Source organism: Roseiflexus sp., assembly GCF_057785375.1.
In genome coordinates this window covers 74,437-93,410 of the sequence record NZ_JBYNRX010000079.1, presented here as the reverse complement: position 1 = coordinate 93,410, position 18,974 = coordinate 74,437, and the positions used below count along the sequence as shown (strand labels likewise).

16 protein-coding genes and 1 riboswitch are annotated in these 18,974 nt (G+C 62.9%); all 16 genes read right to left on the bottom strand.

All coding sequences use genetic code 11. The annotated features are described in order from the left end of the window. Positions 1 to 187: 187 nt before the first annotated feature. On the bottom strand, positions 188 to 1,405 hold the full coding sequence (gene cbiE / locus AC3EA7_RS14195; protein WP_488614714.1) for a precorrin-6y C5,15-methyltransferase (decarboxylating) subunit CbiE: 1,218 nt from the start codon (positions 1,403 to 1,405) through the stop codon (positions 188 to 190). Then, positions 1,402 to 2,670: a cobalt-precorrin-5B (C(1))-methyltransferase gene (locus AC3EA7_RS14190; protein ID WP_488614713.1), complete on the bottom strand. Its 1,269-nt coding sequence runs from the start codon at positions 2,668 to 2,670 to the stop codon at positions 1,402 to 1,404. Before AC3EA7_RS14190 ends, cbiE begins: the two co-directional genes overlap by 4 nt. A gap of 5 nt (positions 2,671 to 2,675) precedes the next feature. Beyond that, entirely contained in the window at positions 2,676 to 3,344 is a 669-nt protein-coding gene (locus AC3EA7_RS14185; protein WP_488614712.1) for a precorrin-8X methylmutase, read from the bottom strand. Then, a complete protein-coding gene (locus AC3EA7_RS14180) occupies positions 3,337 to 3,864 on the bottom strand; it encodes an NAD(P)H-dependent oxidoreductase (RefSeq protein ID WP_488614711.1) in 528 nt (175 codons plus the stop codon). The genes AC3EA7_RS14185 and AC3EA7_RS14180 overlap by 8 nt, the downstream gene beginning before the upstream one ends. A gap of 96 nt (positions 3,865 to 3,960) precedes the next feature. Continuing rightward, entirely contained in the window at positions 3,961 to 5,379 is a 1,419-nt protein-coding gene (locus AC3EA7_RS14175) for a sirohydrochlorin chelatase (RefSeq protein WP_488614710.1), read from the bottom strand. A gap of 280 nt (positions 5,380 to 5,659) precedes the next feature. After that, positions 5,660 to 6,565, bottom strand: a complete 906-nt coding sequence (gene cbiB / locus AC3EA7_RS14170) for an adenosylcobinamide-phosphate synthase CbiB (protein WP_488614709.1) — start codon at positions 6,563 to 6,565, stop codon at positions 5,660 to 5,662. Between the two features lie 83 nt (positions 6,566 to 6,648). Next, positions 6,649 to 7,383 (bottom strand): energy-coupling factor ABC transporter ATP-binding protein, encoded by a 735-nt coding sequence (locus AC3EA7_RS14165; protein ID WP_488614708.1) that lies wholly within the window; start codon positions 7,381 to 7,383, stop codon positions 6,649 to 6,651. Continuing rightward, on the bottom strand, positions 7,380 to 8,150 hold the full coding sequence (cbiQ, locus tag AC3EA7_RS14160) for a cobalt ECF transporter T component CbiQ (RefSeq protein ID WP_488614728.1): 771 nt from the start codon (positions 8,148 to 8,150) through the stop codon (positions 7,380 to 7,382). Before cbiQ ends, AC3EA7_RS14165 begins: the two co-directional genes overlap by 4 nt. Positions 8,151 to 8,169: 19 nt before the next feature. Further along, complete coding sequence (locus tag AC3EA7_RS14155; protein ID WP_488614707.1) at positions 8,170 to 8,469, bottom strand: energy-coupling factor ABC transporter substrate-binding protein; 300 nt, start codon at positions 8,467 to 8,469, stop codon at positions 8,170 to 8,172. Continuing rightward, entirely contained in the window at positions 8,466 to 9,215 is a 750-nt protein-coding gene (locus AC3EA7_RS14150) for an energy-coupling factor ABC transporter permease (protein ID WP_488614706.1), read from the bottom strand. Before AC3EA7_RS14150 ends, AC3EA7_RS14155 begins: the two co-directional genes overlap by 4 nt. Before the next feature lie 22 nt (positions 9,216 to 9,237). Then, entirely contained in the window at positions 9,238 to 9,837 is a 600-nt protein-coding gene (locus AC3EA7_RS14145) for a riboflavin synthase (protein WP_488614705.1), read from the bottom strand. A 666-nt stretch (positions 9,838 to 10,503) separates the two neighbouring features. After that, complete coding sequence (locus AC3EA7_RS14140; RefSeq protein ID WP_488614727.1) at positions 10,504 to 10,584, bottom strand: hypothetical protein; 81 nt, start codon at positions 10,582 to 10,584, stop codon at positions 10,504 to 10,506. After that, complete coding sequence (gene cobT / locus AC3EA7_RS14135) at positions 10,581 to 11,642, bottom strand: nicotinate-nucleotide--dimethylbenzimidazole phosphoribosyltransferase (RefSeq protein WP_488614704.1); 1,062 nt, start codon at positions 11,640 to 11,642, stop codon at positions 10,581 to 10,583. The genes AC3EA7_RS14140 and cobT overlap by 4 nt, the downstream gene beginning before the upstream one ends. Before the next feature lie 347 nt (positions 11,643 to 11,989). Further along, complete coding sequence (gene cobN / locus AC3EA7_RS14130; protein WP_488614726.1) at positions 11,990 to 16,267, bottom strand: cobaltochelatase subunit CobN; 4,278 nt, start codon at positions 16,265 to 16,267, stop codon at positions 11,990 to 11,992. A 55-nt stretch (positions 16,268 to 16,322) separates the two neighbouring features. Then, the gene (gene cobO, locus AC3EA7_RS14125; protein WP_488614703.1) at positions 16,323 to 16,985 is read right to left on the bottom strand and encodes a cob(I)yrinic acid a,c-diamide adenosyltransferase; all 663 of its coding nucleotides are present in this window, start codon (positions 16,983 to 16,985) and stop codon (positions 16,323 to 16,325) included. Positions 16,986 to 17,201: 216 nt separating this feature from the next. Further along, a riboswitch (cobalamin riboswitch) is annotated at positions 17,202 to 17,347 on the bottom strand. A gap of 131 nt (positions 17,348 to 17,478) precedes the next feature. Beyond that, a complete protein-coding gene (locus tag AC3EA7_RS14120; RefSeq protein WP_488614702.1) occupies positions 17,479 to 18,714 on the bottom strand; it encodes an ABC transporter ATP-binding protein in 1,236 nt (411 codons plus the stop codon). Between the last annotated feature and the right edge of the window lie 260 nt (positions 18,715 to 18,974).

Here is an 18,974-nt window from a genome sequence, read left to right as displayed (position 1 = left end):
CACGTGAAAGCCCCATCGGGGCTGCTGACGCCACTGCGCAGTCATGCGTCCACGACCGCCAACGCGCCTTGTGGATCGTTATGCCTTGCGAACATCTGGTCTGACTGTAAGAAAGGCGATCACCAGCAGCGAATCCAGACACGGAGTCTTTGCGCCTTTGTGCGCGCTTATCTGAAAAGTATCGGCTCTACGTCTCCTTCCGCCAGACAACGATAAACACGGGATTGAGCGCTTCGAGGCGTCGCAGCGACTGGATCGGCATACCGCGATTGATCTGCGCCTGGATCATGCGTGCATCGGGCAGGAGCGCCGCTGCCTGCTGCACGTGGTCAAGCGTCACCAGATTCAACACCAGACGGCCCTGCGGTTGAAGACGGTGCTGCGCCACGCGAATAATCTCCTCCAGGCGTCCGCCGCTGCCGCCGACGAAGACGGCGTGCGGATCGGGACAATCGTTGCAGGCTTCCGGCGCTTCACCGTGGATGACGTGCACGTTTGGCGCCGGGAAGCGCCGCAGGTTCTCGTGGATATGCCTCACAAACTGTTCACGTCGCTCAATCGCATACACCCTGGCAGTCGGGCAGGCGCGCGCCGCCTCGATGCCGACCGACCCGCTCCCCGCGCCGATATCCCACAGCACATCCCCCGCATGCAACGCGAGTTCCGCCAGGCTGAGCAAACGCACCTCGCGTTTGGTGATCTGACCGGCGATGGTGCTGAATGCGGCATCGGGCAGACCGGGAGGGATGGGCTTATGGTTTACGCCATAGTCGTTCCAGACGACAAACACATTGAGTGGCGCAAATGTCTGTTCCACCGCTTCGGCGAGCGTTGTGCGCACGATGCGCTGCGCAGGACCTCCCAGATGTTCACAGACTGCGCAGCGCGTCGTTGGCGGCAAGCCGGCTTCCAGCAAGGCGGCGGCAATTCGGGCAGGCGTATTCTGCTGATCGGTCAGAAGAGCCGCTTTTGGCGCTGCCAGCACATGTGTCATTACCGCATCGAGCGGACGACCGTGAGCGCTGAGGATCGCGGCGTCGTTCCAGGGTTCCGCCAGCGCTGCGAACGCCAGTTGCGCCGAGGTTGGCGCCGGAAAGATGTCGAGCGCCTCTGGCGGCAATACGCGGCGCAGCGCAACGCCGATCCCGTACCAGAGCGGATCGCCCGACGCGAGAACCGCTGCCGACTCACCGCGTTCCCACGCCCGTTTCAGCCGCTCCAGCGCTGGTTCGGCTGAGGCGCCGATCATCAATCGTTCGCCGGTGAAACCGGGAAATGCCGCAAGATGACGCCGCCCGCCGACCAGCAGCGAGGCGCGCATGATGCGATCACGCAACGCAACCGATATTCCCACCGCGCCAGCGTCGGTCAATCCCACAACCAGGATGGGAGGGCGCGTTGTCATGGCGCTTCCTCTAGCGGCTCATCATCGCCGTCTGTATCGAACGGTTCGCTGACCAGGCGCTCGATCAGCGGGCGCGAGTCGCCAACCGGCGTTGCCGCACGCACCGGTTTGGACGCACCGGCGCGGGCAAGAACAGCGCCATCGAAATCGACCAGAATGGTCTCGAACCCCATGGCGCCCCCCTGCGCCTCGATGAAGCGCAGGCAATGCGCAAGCGCCAGATCGACAATCCGCTGGAGCGGCGCTGTCTGCCCGTACTGCTGACAGAGTTCGAGAAAGTGGCGCCCGGTGTTGGCGCCGGCAACCGCGTCGATCAGCGCCTGCGGCGCGCCAACCTCTCGACAGACCTGCGCCAGAAACGCAAAATCGACCTGATTGCCGGCGACGTGGGTCTGCATATGTCCCTGAGCAGTCTTGATCATTTTGCCGATCATGCCGACAAATACGGCTTCCTCAACGCCGCACGCAACACAGGTTTTCAGGGCGTCGCCGGTGAAGACGCTCAACTCCACGAACGCCAGTTCCGGCAGTTCGGGGAAGAGACGCATGGCGAACTTCTCCGAGCGTCCGCCGGTGCAGAGCACCAGCTTTGCGACATGGTTGCGCGCCGCCATCTCGACTGCCTGAATGACACTGGCGCGCCACGATGCGGTGCTGTACGGAAAGACCTTGCCGGTTGTGCCGAGGATGCTGATCCCGCCAACAATCCCCAGGCGCGGGTTGAGCGTCTTCTGCGCCAGGCGTTCGCCGTCCGGCACGCTGATGATCACTTCCAGCCCGTTGTGCGCGAGGAAGGCTTCGCCATCGGGCGCACACTCGCGCACCGCATCGCGCACATTGTCGGTGATCTGCCGGCGCGGCACAGGATTGATCGCCGGACCGCCGACCGGCAGCCCTAATCCCGGCAGCGTGACCCGCCCCACCCCAACGCCGCCGTCGAGCGTAATGCCGGCGCCGTCCACCCGCCGCACCCGCGCACAGATCAACGCGCCGTGGGTGACATCCGGGTCATCGCCGGCGTCCTTGACCATGCAACAGTACGCCCAATCCTCACCGCGCTGCGTGTTCACCGGCGTCATCGTCGCCGTTTCGCCGCAGTGCGCTGAGCCTGCCGAAGCGATAGGCAGCGTAATTGTGACCTGTTCGGGCCAGATGCCCGTCAGGAGCGCGATGGTCGCGGCTTTGGCGGCGGCCGCGGCATTGCTTCCTGTGGTATAACCGGTGCGGAGACCGCGCTTATTGCGGGGTGGAACGGAATTGCTCATCAGGATCAGTAGACTGCCGTATTATCGACTCCAGCCGCCAGGCGCAGAAGCGCATTCACGATCGCCACGGCAACTGTCGAGCCGCCCTTCCGCCCGACCGTCACAATCCAGTGCACATCGGTGCGCGCCATGAGCGCCTCTTTACTCTCGACGGCGTGCACAAACCCGACCGGCACGCCAATCACCAGCGCCGGACGCGCGCCGCCGTTGATCAGGCGCAACAGTTCATACAGCGCAGTCGGCGCATTGCCGATTGCCACGACTGCGCCATCGAGCAAGCCGCTCGTCTGCGCCACGCGAATGCCGGCTGCGCTGCGGGTCAACCCATCGTCATCGGCAATCGACAGCGCCTCGCGCGAGTCGTTCAGACAGTGTACCGCGCCGCCAAATTCGCGCACCCGGCGCTCGTTGATGCCGGCGCGCACCATCTGCACATCGGCGAGCACATGGCAGCCGTGCCGCAGCGCATCAATGCCCGCCTCGACAGCGCCAGGGCTGGCGCGGGTGATCGCGGCGAACTCGAAGTCCGCCGTGCTGTGAATGACCCGTTCGACTACTGCGTTGAGCGGCGCTTCGAGATGAAAACCGCGCTCCTCGAGTTCAGCACGGATAATCGCAAATGAGCGCGCCGCAATCTTGGCAGCAGTGAGCGTCTCAGCAGGAAACTCAGCCATGATCCCCCTCCTCTCGTTTCAGGCGCGACGCAACCTGTGCGACACGGCGTCCCAACTCGCGCGCCTGCGCCAGGTCCTCGTCGGTCAGAACACCGACAGCCGTCGCGCCATAGTACGAACCGGCGCGTTCCATGACCGGACTCCAGGGCAGCCCCACGACGATCATCCCCGCGCCCAGGAACCAGTGCAGCACGTTCAGCAGCGTAAACTCGGTGCCGGAATGTCGCCCGGCGCTGCTGGTGAACGCCGCGCCCACTTTCCCCGCCAGGCTCCCCTCTTCCCACAGATCGCCAGTGGTGTCGAGCCAGCGTTTCAACGTTCCCTTGATCCCCGTCCAGTTCGGCGTCCCGATGATAATCGCGTCCGCCGCCAGCAGATCCGACTTTTCGGCTTTGATCGGCTGTTTGATGTCAACCGTGACGCCTGGAACGCTGGCGGCGCCCTCGGCGATCGCCTGCGCCAGCGCTGCCACCTGGTTCCCGGTGTCATGCAGAATAAACACGCGACAGGGCGAGGTCATGTCAGCCTCCCTGAAAGTGCGAACCATTGCGTCAGCCACGCGACTGATATTCAGTATTGTAGATCATCTGTGAGAGTCTGGCATGGTCATACGCGCTTATCTCTGCACATGCTCCTTCCAGTAGTGATACGTTTTCGCCACTGCCGTGACGACATTTTTGATCTCCCCGTCCACACAGAAGTCGGGACCGGCGGGGAGAAAGAGGGTGCATCCCTCGCGGCGCACGCTCACATTTTCGACGACAATCGCCCGTAGCAGCCAGAGCGCCATTTCTTCGCTTTCGCACACAAGGCCGATCCATCCGGGGGCGCTCTCCGTCACGACCGGCAGGCCTGTCACCATATGCAGACCGCGCGCCAGTTCCGCGACCACGCGCGCGTATTCCTCCCGATCAGTAGCGACAACCTCCGGCGACACCGGTTCGAGCAGGGTCCCCCGGTGCGGTGGTCCGCCCGCCAGCGCCAGTTCGCAAAACGGGTTGTCCGGATCATCCCCGCCCCAGACCCGATCCCATGCCACCCGTCCGTCTTCGTCGTAAACGAGCGGCGCGGCGCTCATCGGCGCGGCGCTGACGGGCCTGCCATTGCGGTAGCGCGGCGGCAGAATGGCGTCGAGCGCAGCAGTTCCGTGACGGTGCGCGCCGCGCAGCCCGTGATGATGATCGCTCTCCTGAGGACGACCGTAGTCCTCCTCGAACCCCGGCATCACGCGCCGGTACTTGCACAGGTCGCAGTTCACTGCGGCGACGCCGTTCATCGCTTCTTCGTAACGCTGCACGATGGCGGTGAGGACGCCATCGTGCAAGCCCAGATGCTCCGCCATCAGAATAGGAGTTGCGGGATGCTGCTGCCGGGCGGCATCGACCTGCTGCGCCATCCATTGCAGGATGCGTCCGGTGAAGAGGAGATACGGCACGACAATGATCTGCGCTGCGCCAAAGGCGACACAGTGACGAATGGTGGCGGCGACGTCAGGACGGGTGATGCTGTAGAAACCATACGCTATCCAGCCAAATCCGCTCCCTTCCCACAGCAGACGCGCCATTCGCGCGACATCCGAGTTGCTATCGGGGTCGCTGCTGCCCCGCCCGATGAGCGCGAGTGCAGTTTTGTCGCGCGGGATGCCCGCAGACGCGGCGGCATACGCCGCTTCCACGCGCTCTGCCAGCGCGCGCACCAGGGCATATTGAACCCCAAGCGGCGCCCCATAGCGAATGTCGAGATTGGGATGGCGCATACGCGCCTTGTTGAGCGCCACCGGAATGTCATTCTTCTGGTGACCGGCGGCGCCGAGGAGCAGCGGCAGGGCGACGATGCGCCGGTATCCGGCGCGCGCGCAATCGTCGATTGCCTGAGCGATTGGCGGATCGGCAAGTTCGAGGAAACAGGGTTGAACGAAGGTATGCAGCCGCTCGCCGACCAGTGCCGCCATCCGGTGGTACTCGTCCAGACCGGCAGGATCGTCGGTGCCGTGACCGATCAGCAGAAGTGCAGGTTGGTTGGATGCGTGTGTCATTGTATTCCTTTCCAGATGGAGATCGATGTGAGCAGCCTTGTGCCGGCGAGGGCGTTCCACGCGAGCATGGCGGACCCGCTTTCGACGGATTTGAATGCGCACGAAGGCGCAAAGGTTTTCGCCTCGTAAGCGGCTTTGTAGCGTGGAATGCGCCTGCTCCGCCGCACTCCCATCTCATCCTGTCGGCAACCTATGGGGGCGCCCCCTCCAATCCGGCGTCGGGCGCTCACCAGGGGCGGCCCGGCAATCCGGCGTCGGGCGCTCACCAGGGGCGGCCCTACTACGACCTTGTCCCCGCCAGCGCTGCCGCTCCTCCCGCCAGCAGTGCGAGCACGATGCGCGCAACGCGCCGCGCGTCGCCAATCATGGCTGCGTCGGGAAGGCGTGATCCATTCCCCAGCACATAGTGCCCGCGCTTTGTCAACGTTGTGTCGAGCGCACCCGCCATCGCCGCCATGGGCCAGCCCGCGTTCGGCGATGCAGTGCGACCGGCGTCACGACGCGCGACCCGCCACGCCTCGGCGCCCCGACCACACACGATCTGCGCAGCGACGGCAATCAGCGCCGCCGTCAGGCGCGCCGGCAGCAGGTTGAGCGCATCGTCGAGGCGCGCCGCCGCCTTGCCGAGATGTTCGTAGCGCTCGTTGCGGTATCCCCACATAGCGTCCGCCGTGTTCGACAGACGGTAGATCGCCGCGCCCGACAGACCGCCGAGCAGGAATGCCAGCGACGGCGCCACCAGGCTATCGCTCAGGTTCTCCGCCAGCGACTCGATTGCCGCGCCTGCCACTTCATCGGCGCGCAGATCGTCGGTCGGTCGGCTCACCAGGCTCCAGCCGAGCGCCCGCCGCGCTTCGAGCAGATCGCCGCATTCCAGCGCCGCCTGCACGTCGCCGACCGCTCGATCCAGTCCGCGGTATGCCAGCAGCATCGAGGTAATGCCGCCCTGAACAATCGGATGCTGCGGCGCGCGCGCCGCAACGAGACCGGTCAGCGCCGCGCCGCCTGCCAGCCACATTCCGCCCCACACGAGACGTCGTGCGGCATCCTGCGGCGCCAGCCGCTCCCCCAGCCGCATCCAGCGCCCCATGAGCGCCACCGGATGCCAGGTATTCGGCGGGTCCCCGAAAAGGAGATCGAGGGTGAGGGCGAAAAGGAGCGTGCGACTTCGGCGTGAAAGCGACATAGCAAATGCGTCAACGAATGGCGTCAGCGAACAAACAGCATGCGCAGGCACATAAACCAACGCAAACAACGTTCAACCAACGTTCAGCGCTCCCCCACCGGACCCAACAACGACCGCAACTCAGGATCGCCGAATACCTGCGCCGACGGCGCGACGGCAATCACGCGCCCTTCGTTCATGACGACGACGGTATCCGCCCAGTGCCGTGCAGTGTCCAGGTCGTGCGTGGCAAGCACGACTGTTGCGCCGCGCTCTACCAGTCGATCGAAAATGTCGAAGACCTGCCGGCGCATCCAGGGGTCCAGCCCGGAAGTGGCTTCATCGACCAGCAGGATGTCCGGTCCCATCGCCAGCACCCCTGCGAGCGCCACGCGCGTTTTCTGCCCGCCGCTCAACGCATGGGTCGGGCGTTCGAGCAGATCGCTGACGCCGCACAGGTCCGCTGCCTCCGCCACGCGGTGACGAACCTCATCAGTGCTCAAACCCAGGTTCAGCGGACCAAAACTGATGTCCTGCAGAACGCTGGCGCTGAAGAGTTGATCGTCCGGGTTCTGGAACACCAGCCCTACCACACGGCGGACACGCAGCAGACTACGGCGGCTGTACTCCAGCAGAGCGCCGTTCAGCCGCACCTGACCCGCCGTGGGGCGCAGGATGCCATTGCCGTGCAGGAGGAGCGTGCTCTTGCCGGCGCCATTGCGCCCCAGCAGCACGATCCGGCGTCCCGCCTCGATCCGCAGCGATGCGCCGCGCAACGCCGGCATATCGCTTCCGGGAAAAGTGTAGTGCAGGTTATCGAACTCAAGCACGGCGCTCATCCGACCATTCTCGCCAGCATCAGGCTCGCCGTCAGCCCGACGCTCGCCTGCCAGATGCGCGGACTCCGCCGATAGGTCAGCGGCAACACACGCAATGCGCCATCGAACCCCCGGCTTTCCAGCGCGATCTGAGTGCGCTGGCTGCGTCGGTAGGCGTCGAGAAACAACTGATTGGCAAGCAACGCGGCGCTGCGCATCGCCGTGCGCGCCGTCGCATACCCCAGGCGCGCGTCCTGCGCGGTCGCCATCCGCTCCAGACTGTCGAGCAGCACGAAGATTGCCCGATACGTCAGCGCCATGACATCGATCAAACTTTCCGGCAAGCGGATGCGACGCATCAGATCGATCAGGTCGATCAGCGGCGTTGTCAGGATCAGGAAGTTGAGCGCCGCTACACACCCCAGCGAGCGGGTCAGCACCAGCAGCGCCAGCGTGAGCGACTCGGGCGCGATGCTGATCCAGAGCGCGCCAACCTGCCATGCGACCACCGTCGTTTCCGGCGTCTCACGTCCAATACTGATCGCAACGCCGATGACCGAGAGACCCAGAAACACCCCTTCCGTCAGCAACACACGACCAAAGACTCGCACTGGTATCCTTGCCCACCACGTTGTGAGCGCCAGCATCCAGCCAAGCGCCAGCACACCGACGGCAGGACGATCCAGCGCCAGGCAGAAGATGATCGCCAGCAGCGCCAGCCCGCCTTTCTGCGCCGGATCGATCGAACGCAAGGCATTCCCAAACGCATACTGATCAATGACACGCATCACGGCTGGCGCTCATCGATCATGGCGCATGGCGCTGGCGCTGACCATGCTTGAAGCCAAAAAAGTACCCGATCAGCCCAGCGCCTAACCCCGCCTGAATGGCAAAAAGCAGACTCTCGGTTTCACCGCCCGGCGGCTCAAAAAGCGGCGCAAACCAGGGTTCGTAATCCGGCGCAACCTCCGTGATCGCCGTTTCGGCAATTGCGTCTGCACCCTCGAACTCCGAGTCGCGGATCATCAACAACGGGACAATTGCAAGCACGACGACGATCAGCAGCAGAACGAGCGAAGTAGTCCATCCAAAGGGTTTGCTGTTCATGCCTGCGCCCCTTTCAGCACACCGAGCGACTGCAACTCCGACTGAGCGTTCGCCTGTAATGCGTTGAAAATCAGAACCGTCAGAATGCCTTCGCTGATCGCCAGCGGAATCTGAGTGACCGCAAAGATCGCGCCGAATTTGGCGAACGACGCCGCAAACCCGCCGACTGCGTCCGGGTACGCCAGCGCCAGTTGGGTGGAGGTGACGACATAGGTGAACAGATCTGCCATTGCCGCCGCGAGGAAGACGGTCAACCAGATCGGTGCGCGGTCTTTCAACCCTTTCCAGATGAACCATGCCACGAACGGACCGACGACCGCCATACTGAACGCATTGGCGCCAAGCGTCGTCAGGCCGCCATGGGCGATGAGCAGCGCCTGGAACAGCAGAACGACGCTCCCCAGAATACTCATGACCAACGGACCAAAGAGGATCGTCCCCAGACCGGTGCCGGTCGGATGGCTGCTCGAACCGGTGAAGCTCGGTATCTTGAGCGCGCTCAGGACGAAGGCGAATGCAGCAGCGAAACCCAGAAGCAGGCGCGTCTCCGGCTTTTCGGCGATCAGCCGATTAATCTGGCGAATGCCGAGTATCCAGAACGGAAGAACGAGGACGAACCAGAGTCCGGCCCAGAACGGCGGCAGGAGCCCCTCCATGATGTGCATCGCATATGCCGCACGTGACTCAAAGGCGATGAGCAGTGCAGCGCCGATAACGACCAGCAGCCAGCGGTGAACCGATTTCATACGATGGACCTCCTTTGAAATCTTACGAACGATATGCCTGGAGCAAACGTTCGACATACTTCGCAATAATGTCCACCTCGATGTTGACAACGGCGCCCACGTCCTGACCTCCCATAATGACGGCTTCTTGCGTATAGGCGACGAGTGCAACCCCAAACGTGCTCTCGTCTACATCTGTCACCGTCAGACTGACGCCATCGACGGCGATGTACCCTTTCTCAACAATATAGGGCAACAGCCGCGCTGGCGGACGAATGCGCACCCTCTTGGAGTCGCCTTCAGGAGTCACGGCGACAATTTCGCCGACGCCGTCGATGTGGCCCTGCACATAGTGCCCGTCCATGCGACTGCCAAAGGCGAGGGAACGCTCCAGATTGACCGGATCATTGACGCGCAGGCGACCGAGGTTCGTGCGCTGCAACGTTTCCGGACTCAAGCCGAAGCGAAACCAGCCATCTCCGAGCTCAGTGACTGTCAGGCAGGCGCCGTTGACAGCGATGCTGTCGCCAATGCGCGCTCCCTCGTGTGCAATGCGACTCGCCACCTGCACAAAGTTGCCCTGTGGCAGATCGCTAGCGATGTCGATAACACGGCCCATCTCTTCAACAATGCCAGTAAACATATCGCACCCTCCGTCGAGCCGACTCCTGCTGTTTCCGATCAGAGCGCCCTGCGACGAGAATGTTGCCAGACGCGCCAGAGACGCTCTTTCCTGCCGTTCCCCCCGTGACTGTCGTCTTTGTCCCTGGTTCTCATACTCATACGCGGCCATTTGGACCATACTGCTGGTGCGCGCGGGACGCCGGGCCGCTGCGGGCTGAAGCCCTCGCTGAGGCAAGTGAAAGCCCCGCTGGAGCTGCTGCTGTCACTGCGCAGTCATGCGTCCACGACACGCCTGCCGCAGCGCGTTGACTGTTGCGCCTTGCCCAACGAACGCGCGAACATGTTGTCTGACTGACCGCAAGTTCGTATTGAGTCCACTGCAAAAAGGCTTAACCACAAAGGACACGAAGCGCACGAAGGTGAATAAAAATGAAAAGCATTTCCTTTGTGTCCCTTTGTGACCTTCGTGGTTTCGTGGTTACAGCTTTTTGCAGTGAAGTCAGTATTAGAATTAAATCCGGTATAGATTGCGCAGGCGGGCTTTGCACCTGTAGCCCGCAGCTTCAGCCGCCGGGCGGACTCATACCAAGGCGCAGTCTGCGTCCACGCCTGCCAGTGCGCATTGACCGTTGCGCCTTGCCCAACGAACGCGCGAACATGTTGTCTGACTGGAAGCCACTTGGCATCAGTTCTCAGTTCTCGGTTCTTGGTTCTTGGTTCTCAGTTCTTGGTTCTTGGTTCTCAGTTCTTGGTTCTCAGTTCTCAGCCCTCGACCTTCCCCGACACCCCCGCCTCACCGAAGGTTGCCATCTCGTCGAGGATTTTGCAGGCTGCCTGGCAGAGCGACATGCCCAGCGCCGCGCCCGTCCCCTCGCCGAGACGCATGCCCAGATCAAAGAGCGGCGTCAGATCGAGATGAGCGAACACGGCCTCGTGCCCCTGTTCTACCGAGCGGTGCGCGGCGATCAGATAGGATTGCGCGGCAGGCGCCAGGGTGCAGGCGATCAGCGCCGCTGCGCCGGAAATGAAGCCATCGACCACGACCGGCACGCGCCGCGCTGCTGCGCCCAGGATGACGCCTGCCAGCCCGCCGATCTCGAAGCCGCCGACCTTTGCCAGCACATCCAACCCGTCGCGCGGGTCGGGACGGTGCAGCGCCAGCGCCTGCTCAATCACCGCAATCTTGCGTGATAGTCCGGCATCGTCGATGCCCGAGCCGCGCCCGGTAACCTCAGCGACAGGACGACCGGTGATCGCAGCGACAACCGCGCTCGATGCCGTCGTATTGCCGATGCCCATATCGCCGGTCGCCAGCAGATCGACGCCGGAGTCGACAGCATCGTTGGCACACGCAATGCCGACTTCAATCGCCTGCTGCGCCTGCGCGCGGCTCATCGCCGGTTCAACCGAGAAATCCGCCGTTCCCATGCCGATTTTGCGGTCGATCAATTCGGGATGCGCCGGCAGATTGGCCGCCACGCCAATATCTACCACAATCACGCGCGCACCAACGTGACGGGCAAGAACATTGATCGCCGCGCCGCCGTTGAGGAAGTTCAGCACCATCTGTGGCGTCACTTCCGAGGGATACGCGCTGACCCCGCGCCGGGCAACGCCGTGATCGGCAGCCATGACGATCACCGCCGGATTGTTCAGCCGGGGACGCGGCTGCCCGGTAATTCCCGCAATCTGAATCGACAGCGTTTCCAGTCTTCCCAGCGCGCCCTGCGGCTTGGTCAGCACATCCTGCCGCGCCTGCGCTGCGGAAGCCGCCGCCTTGTCGAGCGAACCTATACCTGCAATGGTGCTGTTCAGTAGACTCATGTGGTTGCCTCCTTGTTTATGGGTTAGGAGTTAGAGAACCAGAGACCAAGAACCGGGAATGGGTCAGGGAGTAGGGAATGGGGACTCACCTTTCACCTTCCCACATGCAACCCTTCCGCCCCTCGCCTCCCCCTCTCGCCCCTCGCCTCTCGCCTCTCGCCTCTCGCCTCTCACCTCTCGCCTCTCGCCTCTCACCTCTCGCCTCTCGCCTCTCGCCTCTCCCCTCTCCCCTCTCCCCTCGCTCCACCTCTGGTATCCACGAGGGACGCGAAGGCGCACGAAGGGTCGATCATACGTATGATGTGTCACCTGGAACCTTCCCACCACTGTGATCAGCAGCGCAGACCTCAAGGGTCAGGTACGTTTCCACCTTCCCAACCTTCAACCTTCAACCTCCCACCTTCAACCCTCTCCCGCCACAGATCGCCCTGTTCCAGCAGCGTCTCCAGCATCTCGCGAGACTCGGGCGATGGATCGGACCACATGCCGCGACCGATTGCTTCGTACAGGCGCTCCGCCATTGCCTGGAGCGCCCAGGGGTTGACCTGTTCCAGCCATTGCCGCACCTCCGCGTCGCGCAGATAGCGTTCCGTCACCCGCTCGTACATCCAATCGTCGAGCACGTCGGCGGTTGCGTCGTAGCCGAAAAGATAATCGACAGTCGCCGCCAGTTCCAGGCCGCCTTTGTAGCCGTGACGCTGCATGCTGGCGATCCACTTCGGATTGACGACCCGCGCCCGGAAGACGCGCCGTGCCTCTTCGCGCAGATCGCGGGTGCGCGGACGCGCCGGGTCGCTGCTGTCGCCGAAATAGCGCGCCGGATTTTTGCCGGTCAACGCGCGAATGGTTGCGATCATACCGCCATGAAATTGAAGGTAATCATCGCTATCGAAGATGTCGTGCTCGTGGGTGTCCTGGTTTTTCGTGGCAACCTGCACCCTGCTCAGCGCAGCGGCAAACGCCTTCTCGGCAGGAACGCCCTGCTCGGCGGCGGTGTAGGCATATCCCCCCCAGGTGAGATAGACGCGAGCAAAGTCGGCGTCACGCTCCCAGTTCTGCGCATCGATGAGCGGGAGAATGCCCGCGCCATAACTCCCCGGTTTGTTGCCGAAGATGCGGTACGTCGCCTCTCGATGCGCTTCCGCTTCGGACCTCCCGGCGGACCGCAACGCCTGCGCCGCCTCCAGCGCGTGTTTGCGCGGGAAGTTCTGATCCGGCGGCTCGTCGAGCGCCACGACTGCCTGCACCGCCTGGTCGATCAAGGCAATCAGATGCGGGAAGGCATCGCGAAAAAATCCTGAGATACGACACACCACATCGATGCGCGGACGCCCCAACTCCTCCAGCGACACAATATCGATCCCGGTCACGCGCCGGTTCTCGCGCTGCCAGCGCGGACGCACGCCAAGCAGCGCCAGCGCCTGCGCAATATCGTCGCCAGCCGTGCGGATCGCGCTCGTTCCCCAGATGCTGATGCCGACACTTTCCGGCATATGCCCGTACTCGCGCTCATAGCGGGCAATCAGGTCGCGCGCCAACCCCTCGCCGGTCTGCCACGCAGCCGGACTCGGCAGCGCGCGCGGGTCCATGCTGTAGAAGTTTCGTCCGGTCGGCAGGACATGCGCCATGCCGCGGGTTGGTGCGCCGCTTGGTCCCGGCGGAACGAATCGCCCCTCCAGCGCCGCCAGGAGATGCGCGATCTCGTCCCCTGCGCTCCGGCGCAGGTTGGGCGCCAGTGTGTCGCAGGCGTACCGCAGCGCCTCCGCAATGCGAACGTTTGGCGGAACAGGCATGACATCGGCGATCACCTGCTCGACATCCTGGACGCGCCAATCGCGCGCTTCCAGACGCCGCAGCAACTCCTTGCTCAACCTCTCGATATGCTCAATCACATCGGCGTTGGTCTGGAAGGTCATAACGGCATGCTGCGCTTCGCCCGCGCCTGAACGACGCTCCCCAGGGCGCTCCCGCAGCGCCCTCCAGTCTTCGCCAAGCGCAGCCGCTACCGCCTCTGGAAGACTGGGAGCATCGAGATTCGGCAGGCGCAGCAGATGGTAGACCAGTTCCACCAGTTGTTCGCCGGTCGGCATCACACCGAGAATGTGCAGCCCATCGCGGATCTGTGCGCCGGTCAATTCACAAAGATATCCCTCGATATCTTCCAGCAAATGCGCGACTTCCCGACCTTCCAGTTCCGCCAGTGCAGTCGGTGTGCCATCCTCCAGAAAACTGCCGTCCCACTCGTGACGATGGTCGCCGTGGTCCGCCTGCCAGATATAGCGCAGATCGTCATCGAGATGCGAACGTTGCAAAACCTCCCAGATCTGACGCTGAAGCAACGGCAATTTACCGGGGTCGAGATGCTCGGTGCGATAATACTCATCCACCAGTTGGGCAAGTTCCGCCAGATCGCCATACGCGCCGGCGCTGGTTATCGGCGGCGTCAGGTGATCGACGATCACGGCGTGCGCCCGGCGCTTCGCCTGCGTTCCCTCGCCAGGGTCATTGATGATGAACGGATAGACGAGCGGCAGATCGCCGAGGAACTGATCGGGGAAACAGGTCGCACCCAATCCCACGCCCTTGCCCGGCAGCCACTCGAGGGTTCCGTGCTTCCCCAGGTGCACAATCGCGTCAGCCCTCCACTCATCGCGCAGCCAGCGGTAGAGCGCATAGTAGTTGTGCGGCGGCGGCAAATCGGGGCGATGGTAGATGGCGTTGGGGTCCATATCGTAACCGCGCGGCGGCTGGAGCGCCACGAAAACGTTGCCGAACTCCTCGCCGGCGAGCGCTAGGTCGCCATTGTGGACATACGCCCCGCCCGGCGGCGGACCCCACTGACGGATCACGGCATCCTGGAGCGCAGGCGGCAGATCGGCGAACCAATGGGCATACGTCGCGCCCGAAACACGGTATGCCCGCGCCAGTTGTTCGGTTGTCAGCCAGGTTTCGTCGTAGGAGCAGCGCGCAATCAGATCGGCGATCAGGCGGTCGCCGCTTTCGGGCAGGTCACCGACCTGATACCCTATCTCCTGCATTGCCTGGAGCAGGCGCATGAGCGACGCAGGCGCATCGAGACCGACCGCATTTCCGATCCGCTGCGCCTTGGCGCTGCTGTTGGTCAACACGAAAGCGATCCGCTTCGCCGCATTCGGTGTGCGTCGCAGCGCTGCCAGCCGTCGAGCGATTCCCGCCAGGCGCGCCATTCGCTCCTCATCGGGAACCGAACGCGCCGGCGCTTCGCCCTGCTGTTCCTTGAACGCCACTGGCACGCCGATGATCCGCCCGTCGAACTCCGGGATCGCCACATTCATTGCCGTATCGAGCGGACCAAGACCGCGACCGCTGCGCAGCCACTCATCGCGCGACGTACTGCTCACGAGCGCCTGAATCACCGGAACATCAAGGAGGCTGAACGGATGCGGATCACTCTCCCCAAGCGCAAAACTCAACGTGCTGATCACCACATCCACTTGCCCTGAGCGGCGCCGAACTGCCGCTCCCGCTTCGGTCAACACGCGCAGCGCGTCCGGTTCCTTCCCCTCCGCAGCGTCCTTGAGCGACTGCGTATACACTGCGCGGACGCGCAGCCCCTGCGCCTGAAGCGCTGCTATGAACGCATCGACGAACGCTGTGTTGCCGCTGAGCAGATGGGCGCGATAGAAGAGCAATCCGGCAAGAGGGCGGGTTTCATCAGCGGCGTCAGCGCAACACGACGACACCGGCGTATAGACGCCGTGCATCGGCAGTTCGACCGGCGGATCGTACCCCCAACCGCTCAGCAGCAGGTGATCACTGAGGCATTGCAGACCGTTGGCAAGGTTCGAGAGACCGCCATACTGGAAATAGGCGCTGACCAGCAACGCTAGCGGCACACCGACCGTCGAGCGCGCCATGAGGTCCGGGTCGAGGGTTTCGACGGCTGGCAGGCAGAGCAGGAAGCCGCCAGCGGCGCGCGCCCACTCCTGGAGGCGGTCCAGTCCATAGGCGAAGGCGGCGGCGCTGTGGAGACGCACGATCACCACTGCCACGCCGGGGAGCAGGTCGCGCAGCAGATGATCGACAGCAGCATCGTCCGGCAGGCGACCGATATGCGCAACCCGCAGCGGTGCAAATCCTTCCGGCAGCAGCGCACACGCCTGTTCGAGCGCCAGCAGATCGGTATCCGCCTGACTGAGCACCAGAATCCCATCGCCGATCATCGCGGGCAGCGGTTCGGAGCGCCGCTCGCCAGGCGCACTGCCATCCCACGCAAACCCATTGAAGAGGAGCGGCGCCAGCGCAGGCGGCGGCGGCAGGTCGTAGTCGGTCGCCAGCAGCGCTTCGATGTAATCGTACAGCACAGGGATGAGCGCCTCATCGTTGAGCGAATGGAACCAGTACGGTCGTCCATCGATCAGAAGGAGCGCGACGTTCGCCAGCGGGCATGGACCCAGGCACCCGCCCTGGCTCAGATGGACGCGGTTGCGCAGTTTGCGCCGCTCCCATTCCTCGTGGTAGATGTCGGTGCGAACCGGCGCAAAACCACGCTCTGTGTGACCACAGCAGCAACCGGTGGCGCAGACGATCAGCATCCCCCGACGCGCCCCGGCATTGACCAGGCGACCGTCGCTGCGCTGCACCATGTTGCGCTTCAGGCGTTCCACGACGTGCGTTCCTTTCAAAGACGCCGTTTGCCGTTCAGTACTCGATGCCTTTTTGCGCCCGAATGCCCTGATCGCGGAACGGATGCTTCACCTCGCGCATCTCCGTCACAAGATCGGCGAAGTCGATCAGCGCCTGGGGCGCATTGCGCCCAGTGATAATCAGGTGCAGCATCGGCGGCTTATGCTGGCGCAGCCACTCGATCACCTCTGCCGTCTCGATCCAGCCGTAGATTAGCGCATACGTAAACTCATCCAGCAAAAAGACATCGTACTCACCGCTGGCGATCCGCGCTTTTGCCGTCTCCCAGCCGTGAATCGCCTTCGCCTGCGTCTCATCGAGGTCACGGCTCGTCCAGGTAAACCCATCACCCATCGGCGTCAGATCGATACCCATGCGCTGAAGGGCGCGCAATTCGCCATAGTTGGCATTTTCGTGCTTCAGGAACTGAATGCCGCCGACCCACATATCACGCCCCCAGGCGCGGAGCAGGATACCGAGCGCTGCGGTGGTCTTCCCTTTGCCATTGCCGGTATTGACTATCACCAACCCCTTCTTCACCCGATTGGCGCGCGCCGCCTTGCGCCGCTCCTCGGCTTCCGCCGTCGAACCAGGGGGCGGCGCTGCATCGGTTTCCGCCGCGCTGTCTGGGATGTCATGTGCAGTTTTTGGGGTGTGTTGACTCGGATTTTCTTCCATCGAACAAACCTTTCGGTATGGCGGCGAATGAGCGAATAGGTCAACGGATCAACGAATAGGTCAACGGATAAACGTTCAACATGCAACGTGCAACGTTCAACCTCCGTCTTCCAGATACGAAAAGCCCCGGACTCTTTCGAGAACCGGGGCGACAGAGCATGACGCAATTCCTGACGGAACGCCAATTCTGTTCATCCTCCCTGGCTCGAGAAGGGCTGAACAACGGACATCGCGGCAGGCATCCTGGCTTCCGGCTGACAATTGCCGGTTACAGTTGCGGCACAGCGCTGGACTTGCACCAGCTTCCACCTTTACGCCCTGGCATCCGGGCCCTGCGGGTCACCGCAACGGTTGTTGCATTGAACAGGTGCAACCTCACGCCATCTAGCGTCCAGGAACACAAGTACGGGTGAAGGGAATAACATAGAGATTATAGCACAATTTGCAAGGCGGGAGATATGAAGGGCGCTGCGGTTCCACAAGGGTGCGACTGTCATCCTCCCGCCTCGCACCACGACCAGACCCCGCCAAGCGTCACTGAGCCGAATCGCTCATTTCCCCCTTCGTTGTACACCGTAAAACGATAGAGCCGGTCGTGATGGTCGTAGGCGTGCAGCATGGTTTCGTCGTAGACCGCTACGCTGAGAAGATACCGCCCCGCCAGTAGCGGCAGTGCCGCAATCCGCATCTCAACCACCCCTTCGCCCTGAACGGCGGGAATGTCGAGACCGGCGAACAACGAATTTGGCCCGGCAAGCACGAGACCGCTTTCATGATGAATTGCCAGACCGAACACCGGGCGCGGCACGGCTCGACAGGCGCGATAGCGGATACGAATGGTCAGCGGCGCACCGGTGTGCGCCACCACACGCGCAATACCGCTCGCATCGCACAATTCCACGCCGGTAATTTCAACCTCACGCGTGCCAAAGCGTCGGTTTGGGTCGGCAGTCAACGTGTCCTGCTGCATCAACGCCTCGCGCTCACGCCGGTTCACCTCGGCAAGGTAGGCATCGATCACCTCACCGGTTGTTCCAAGCACACGAACCGCGCCATGATCGAGCCATACCGCGCGATCACACAGCGTGCGCACAGTCTCGAGCGCGTGCGACACAAAAATAATCGTCTTCCCCATATGGCGAAAGGTCAAAATTCGATCCATGCATTTGCGCTGAAACGCCTCATCGCCAACCGCCAGCACTTCATCGGTAATCAGAATATCGGGGTCTACCGCCGTTGCAACGGCAAATGCCAGGCGCGTGTACATGCCCGAAGAATAGTACTTGACCTGTAGATCGAGAAAGTCGGCCATATCGGCAAACGCCACAATCTCTTCCAGCCGCGCCGTCATCTCGCGCCGGCTAAGCCCCATGAGCGACCCATACAGAAACACATTATCGCGACCGCTCAGTTCGGGATGAAAGCCGCTGCCAAGCTCAAGGAGCGCAGCCACACGTCCCCGCACCCGCACCCGCCCCGATGTCGGCTCGAGAATGCGGGTCATCAACTTGAGCGCAGTGCTTTTCCCGGCGCCATTGTGCCCGATCAGCCCAAAACTCTCACCACGCGCAACGCTGAAGCTCACGTTGCGCAGCGCCCAGAACTCATCCGCAGCCCTCCGCGGTCGAAAAACTCCCGATAGACGCTCGCTCAGGGTCACAGGGCGCTCGCGCTGGATCTGAAGCACAAATCGCTTGGAAACGTCCTCGAACTCGATCATTGCGCTCATCGCGCCTCTCCTGCATTTTCCTTCCATAGCCGAACCGACTCGGATCCAGCCAGGCAGCAGATAGTATAGCGAAGACGATCGTGTGTCAACGTCACTCTTCAGGCTGCTCCCAGGCGCGCAGGCTGCTCGCCCGCTCAAGAGACGCCCTGGGCTGGCGAGGCGCCTTGCGCTGGCGCCTGTTGAGGTCATTCCGCCATCGAGTTCTTCTCGATGTTCCTGCGACTTGCTTCAATTGACACGAGCTTATGGTACGATGAATA

Coding starts and splice junctions, on each gene's coding strand:
- cbiE (WP_488614714.1), bottom strand. CDS start 1,405: ATGACAACGCGCCCTCCCATCCTGGTTGTGGGATTGACCGACGCTGGC.
- AC3EA7_RS14190 (WP_488614713.1), bottom strand. CDS start 2,670: ATGAGCAATTCCGTTCCACCCCGCAATAAGCGCGGTCTCCGCACCGGT.
- AC3EA7_RS14185 (WP_488614712.1), bottom strand. CDS start 3,344: ATGGCTGAGTTTCCTGCTGAGACGCTCACTGCTGCCAAGATTGCGGCG.
- AC3EA7_RS14180 (WP_488614711.1), bottom strand. CDS start 3,864: ATGACCTCGCCCTGTCGCGTGTTTATTCTGCATGACACCGGGAACCAG.
- AC3EA7_RS14175 (WP_488614710.1), bottom strand. CDS start 5,379: ATGACACACGCATCCAACCAACCTGCACTTCTGCTGATCGGTCACGGC.
- cbiB (WP_488614709.1), bottom strand. CDS start 6,565: ATGTCGCTTTCACGCCGAAGTCGCACGCTCCTTTTCGCCCTCACCCTC.
- AC3EA7_RS14165 (WP_488614708.1), bottom strand. CDS start 7,383: ATGAGCGCCGTGCTTGAGTTCGATAACCTGCACTACACTTTTCCCGGA.
- cbiQ (WP_488614728.1), bottom strand. CDS start 8,150: ATGCGTGTCATTGATCAGTATGCGTTTGGGAATGCCTTGCGTTCGATC.
- AC3EA7_RS14155 (WP_488614707.1), bottom strand. CDS start 8,469: ATGAACAGCAAACCCTTTGGATGGACTACTTCGCTCGTTCTGCTGCTG.
- AC3EA7_RS14150 (WP_488614706.1), bottom strand. CDS start 9,215: ATGAAATCGGTTCACCGCTGGCTGCTGGTCGTTATCGGCGCTGCACTG.
- AC3EA7_RS14145 (WP_488614705.1), bottom strand. CDS start 9,837: ATGTTTACTGGCATTGTTGAAGAGATGGGCCGTGTTATCGACATCGCT.
- cobT (WP_488614704.1), bottom strand. CDS start 11,642: ATGAGTCTACTGAACAGCACCATTGCAGGTATAGGTTCGCTCGACAAG.
- cobN (WP_488614726.1), bottom strand. CDS start 16,267: ATGGTGCAGCGCAGCGACGGTCGCCTGGTCAATGCCGGGGCGCGTCGG.
- cobO (WP_488614703.1), bottom strand. CDS start 16,985: ATGGAAGAAAATCCGAGTCAACACACCCCAAAAACTGCACATGACATC.
- AC3EA7_RS14120 (WP_488614702.1), bottom strand. CDS start 18,714: ATGAGCGCAATGATCGAGTTCGAGGACGTTTCCAAGCGATTTGTGCTT.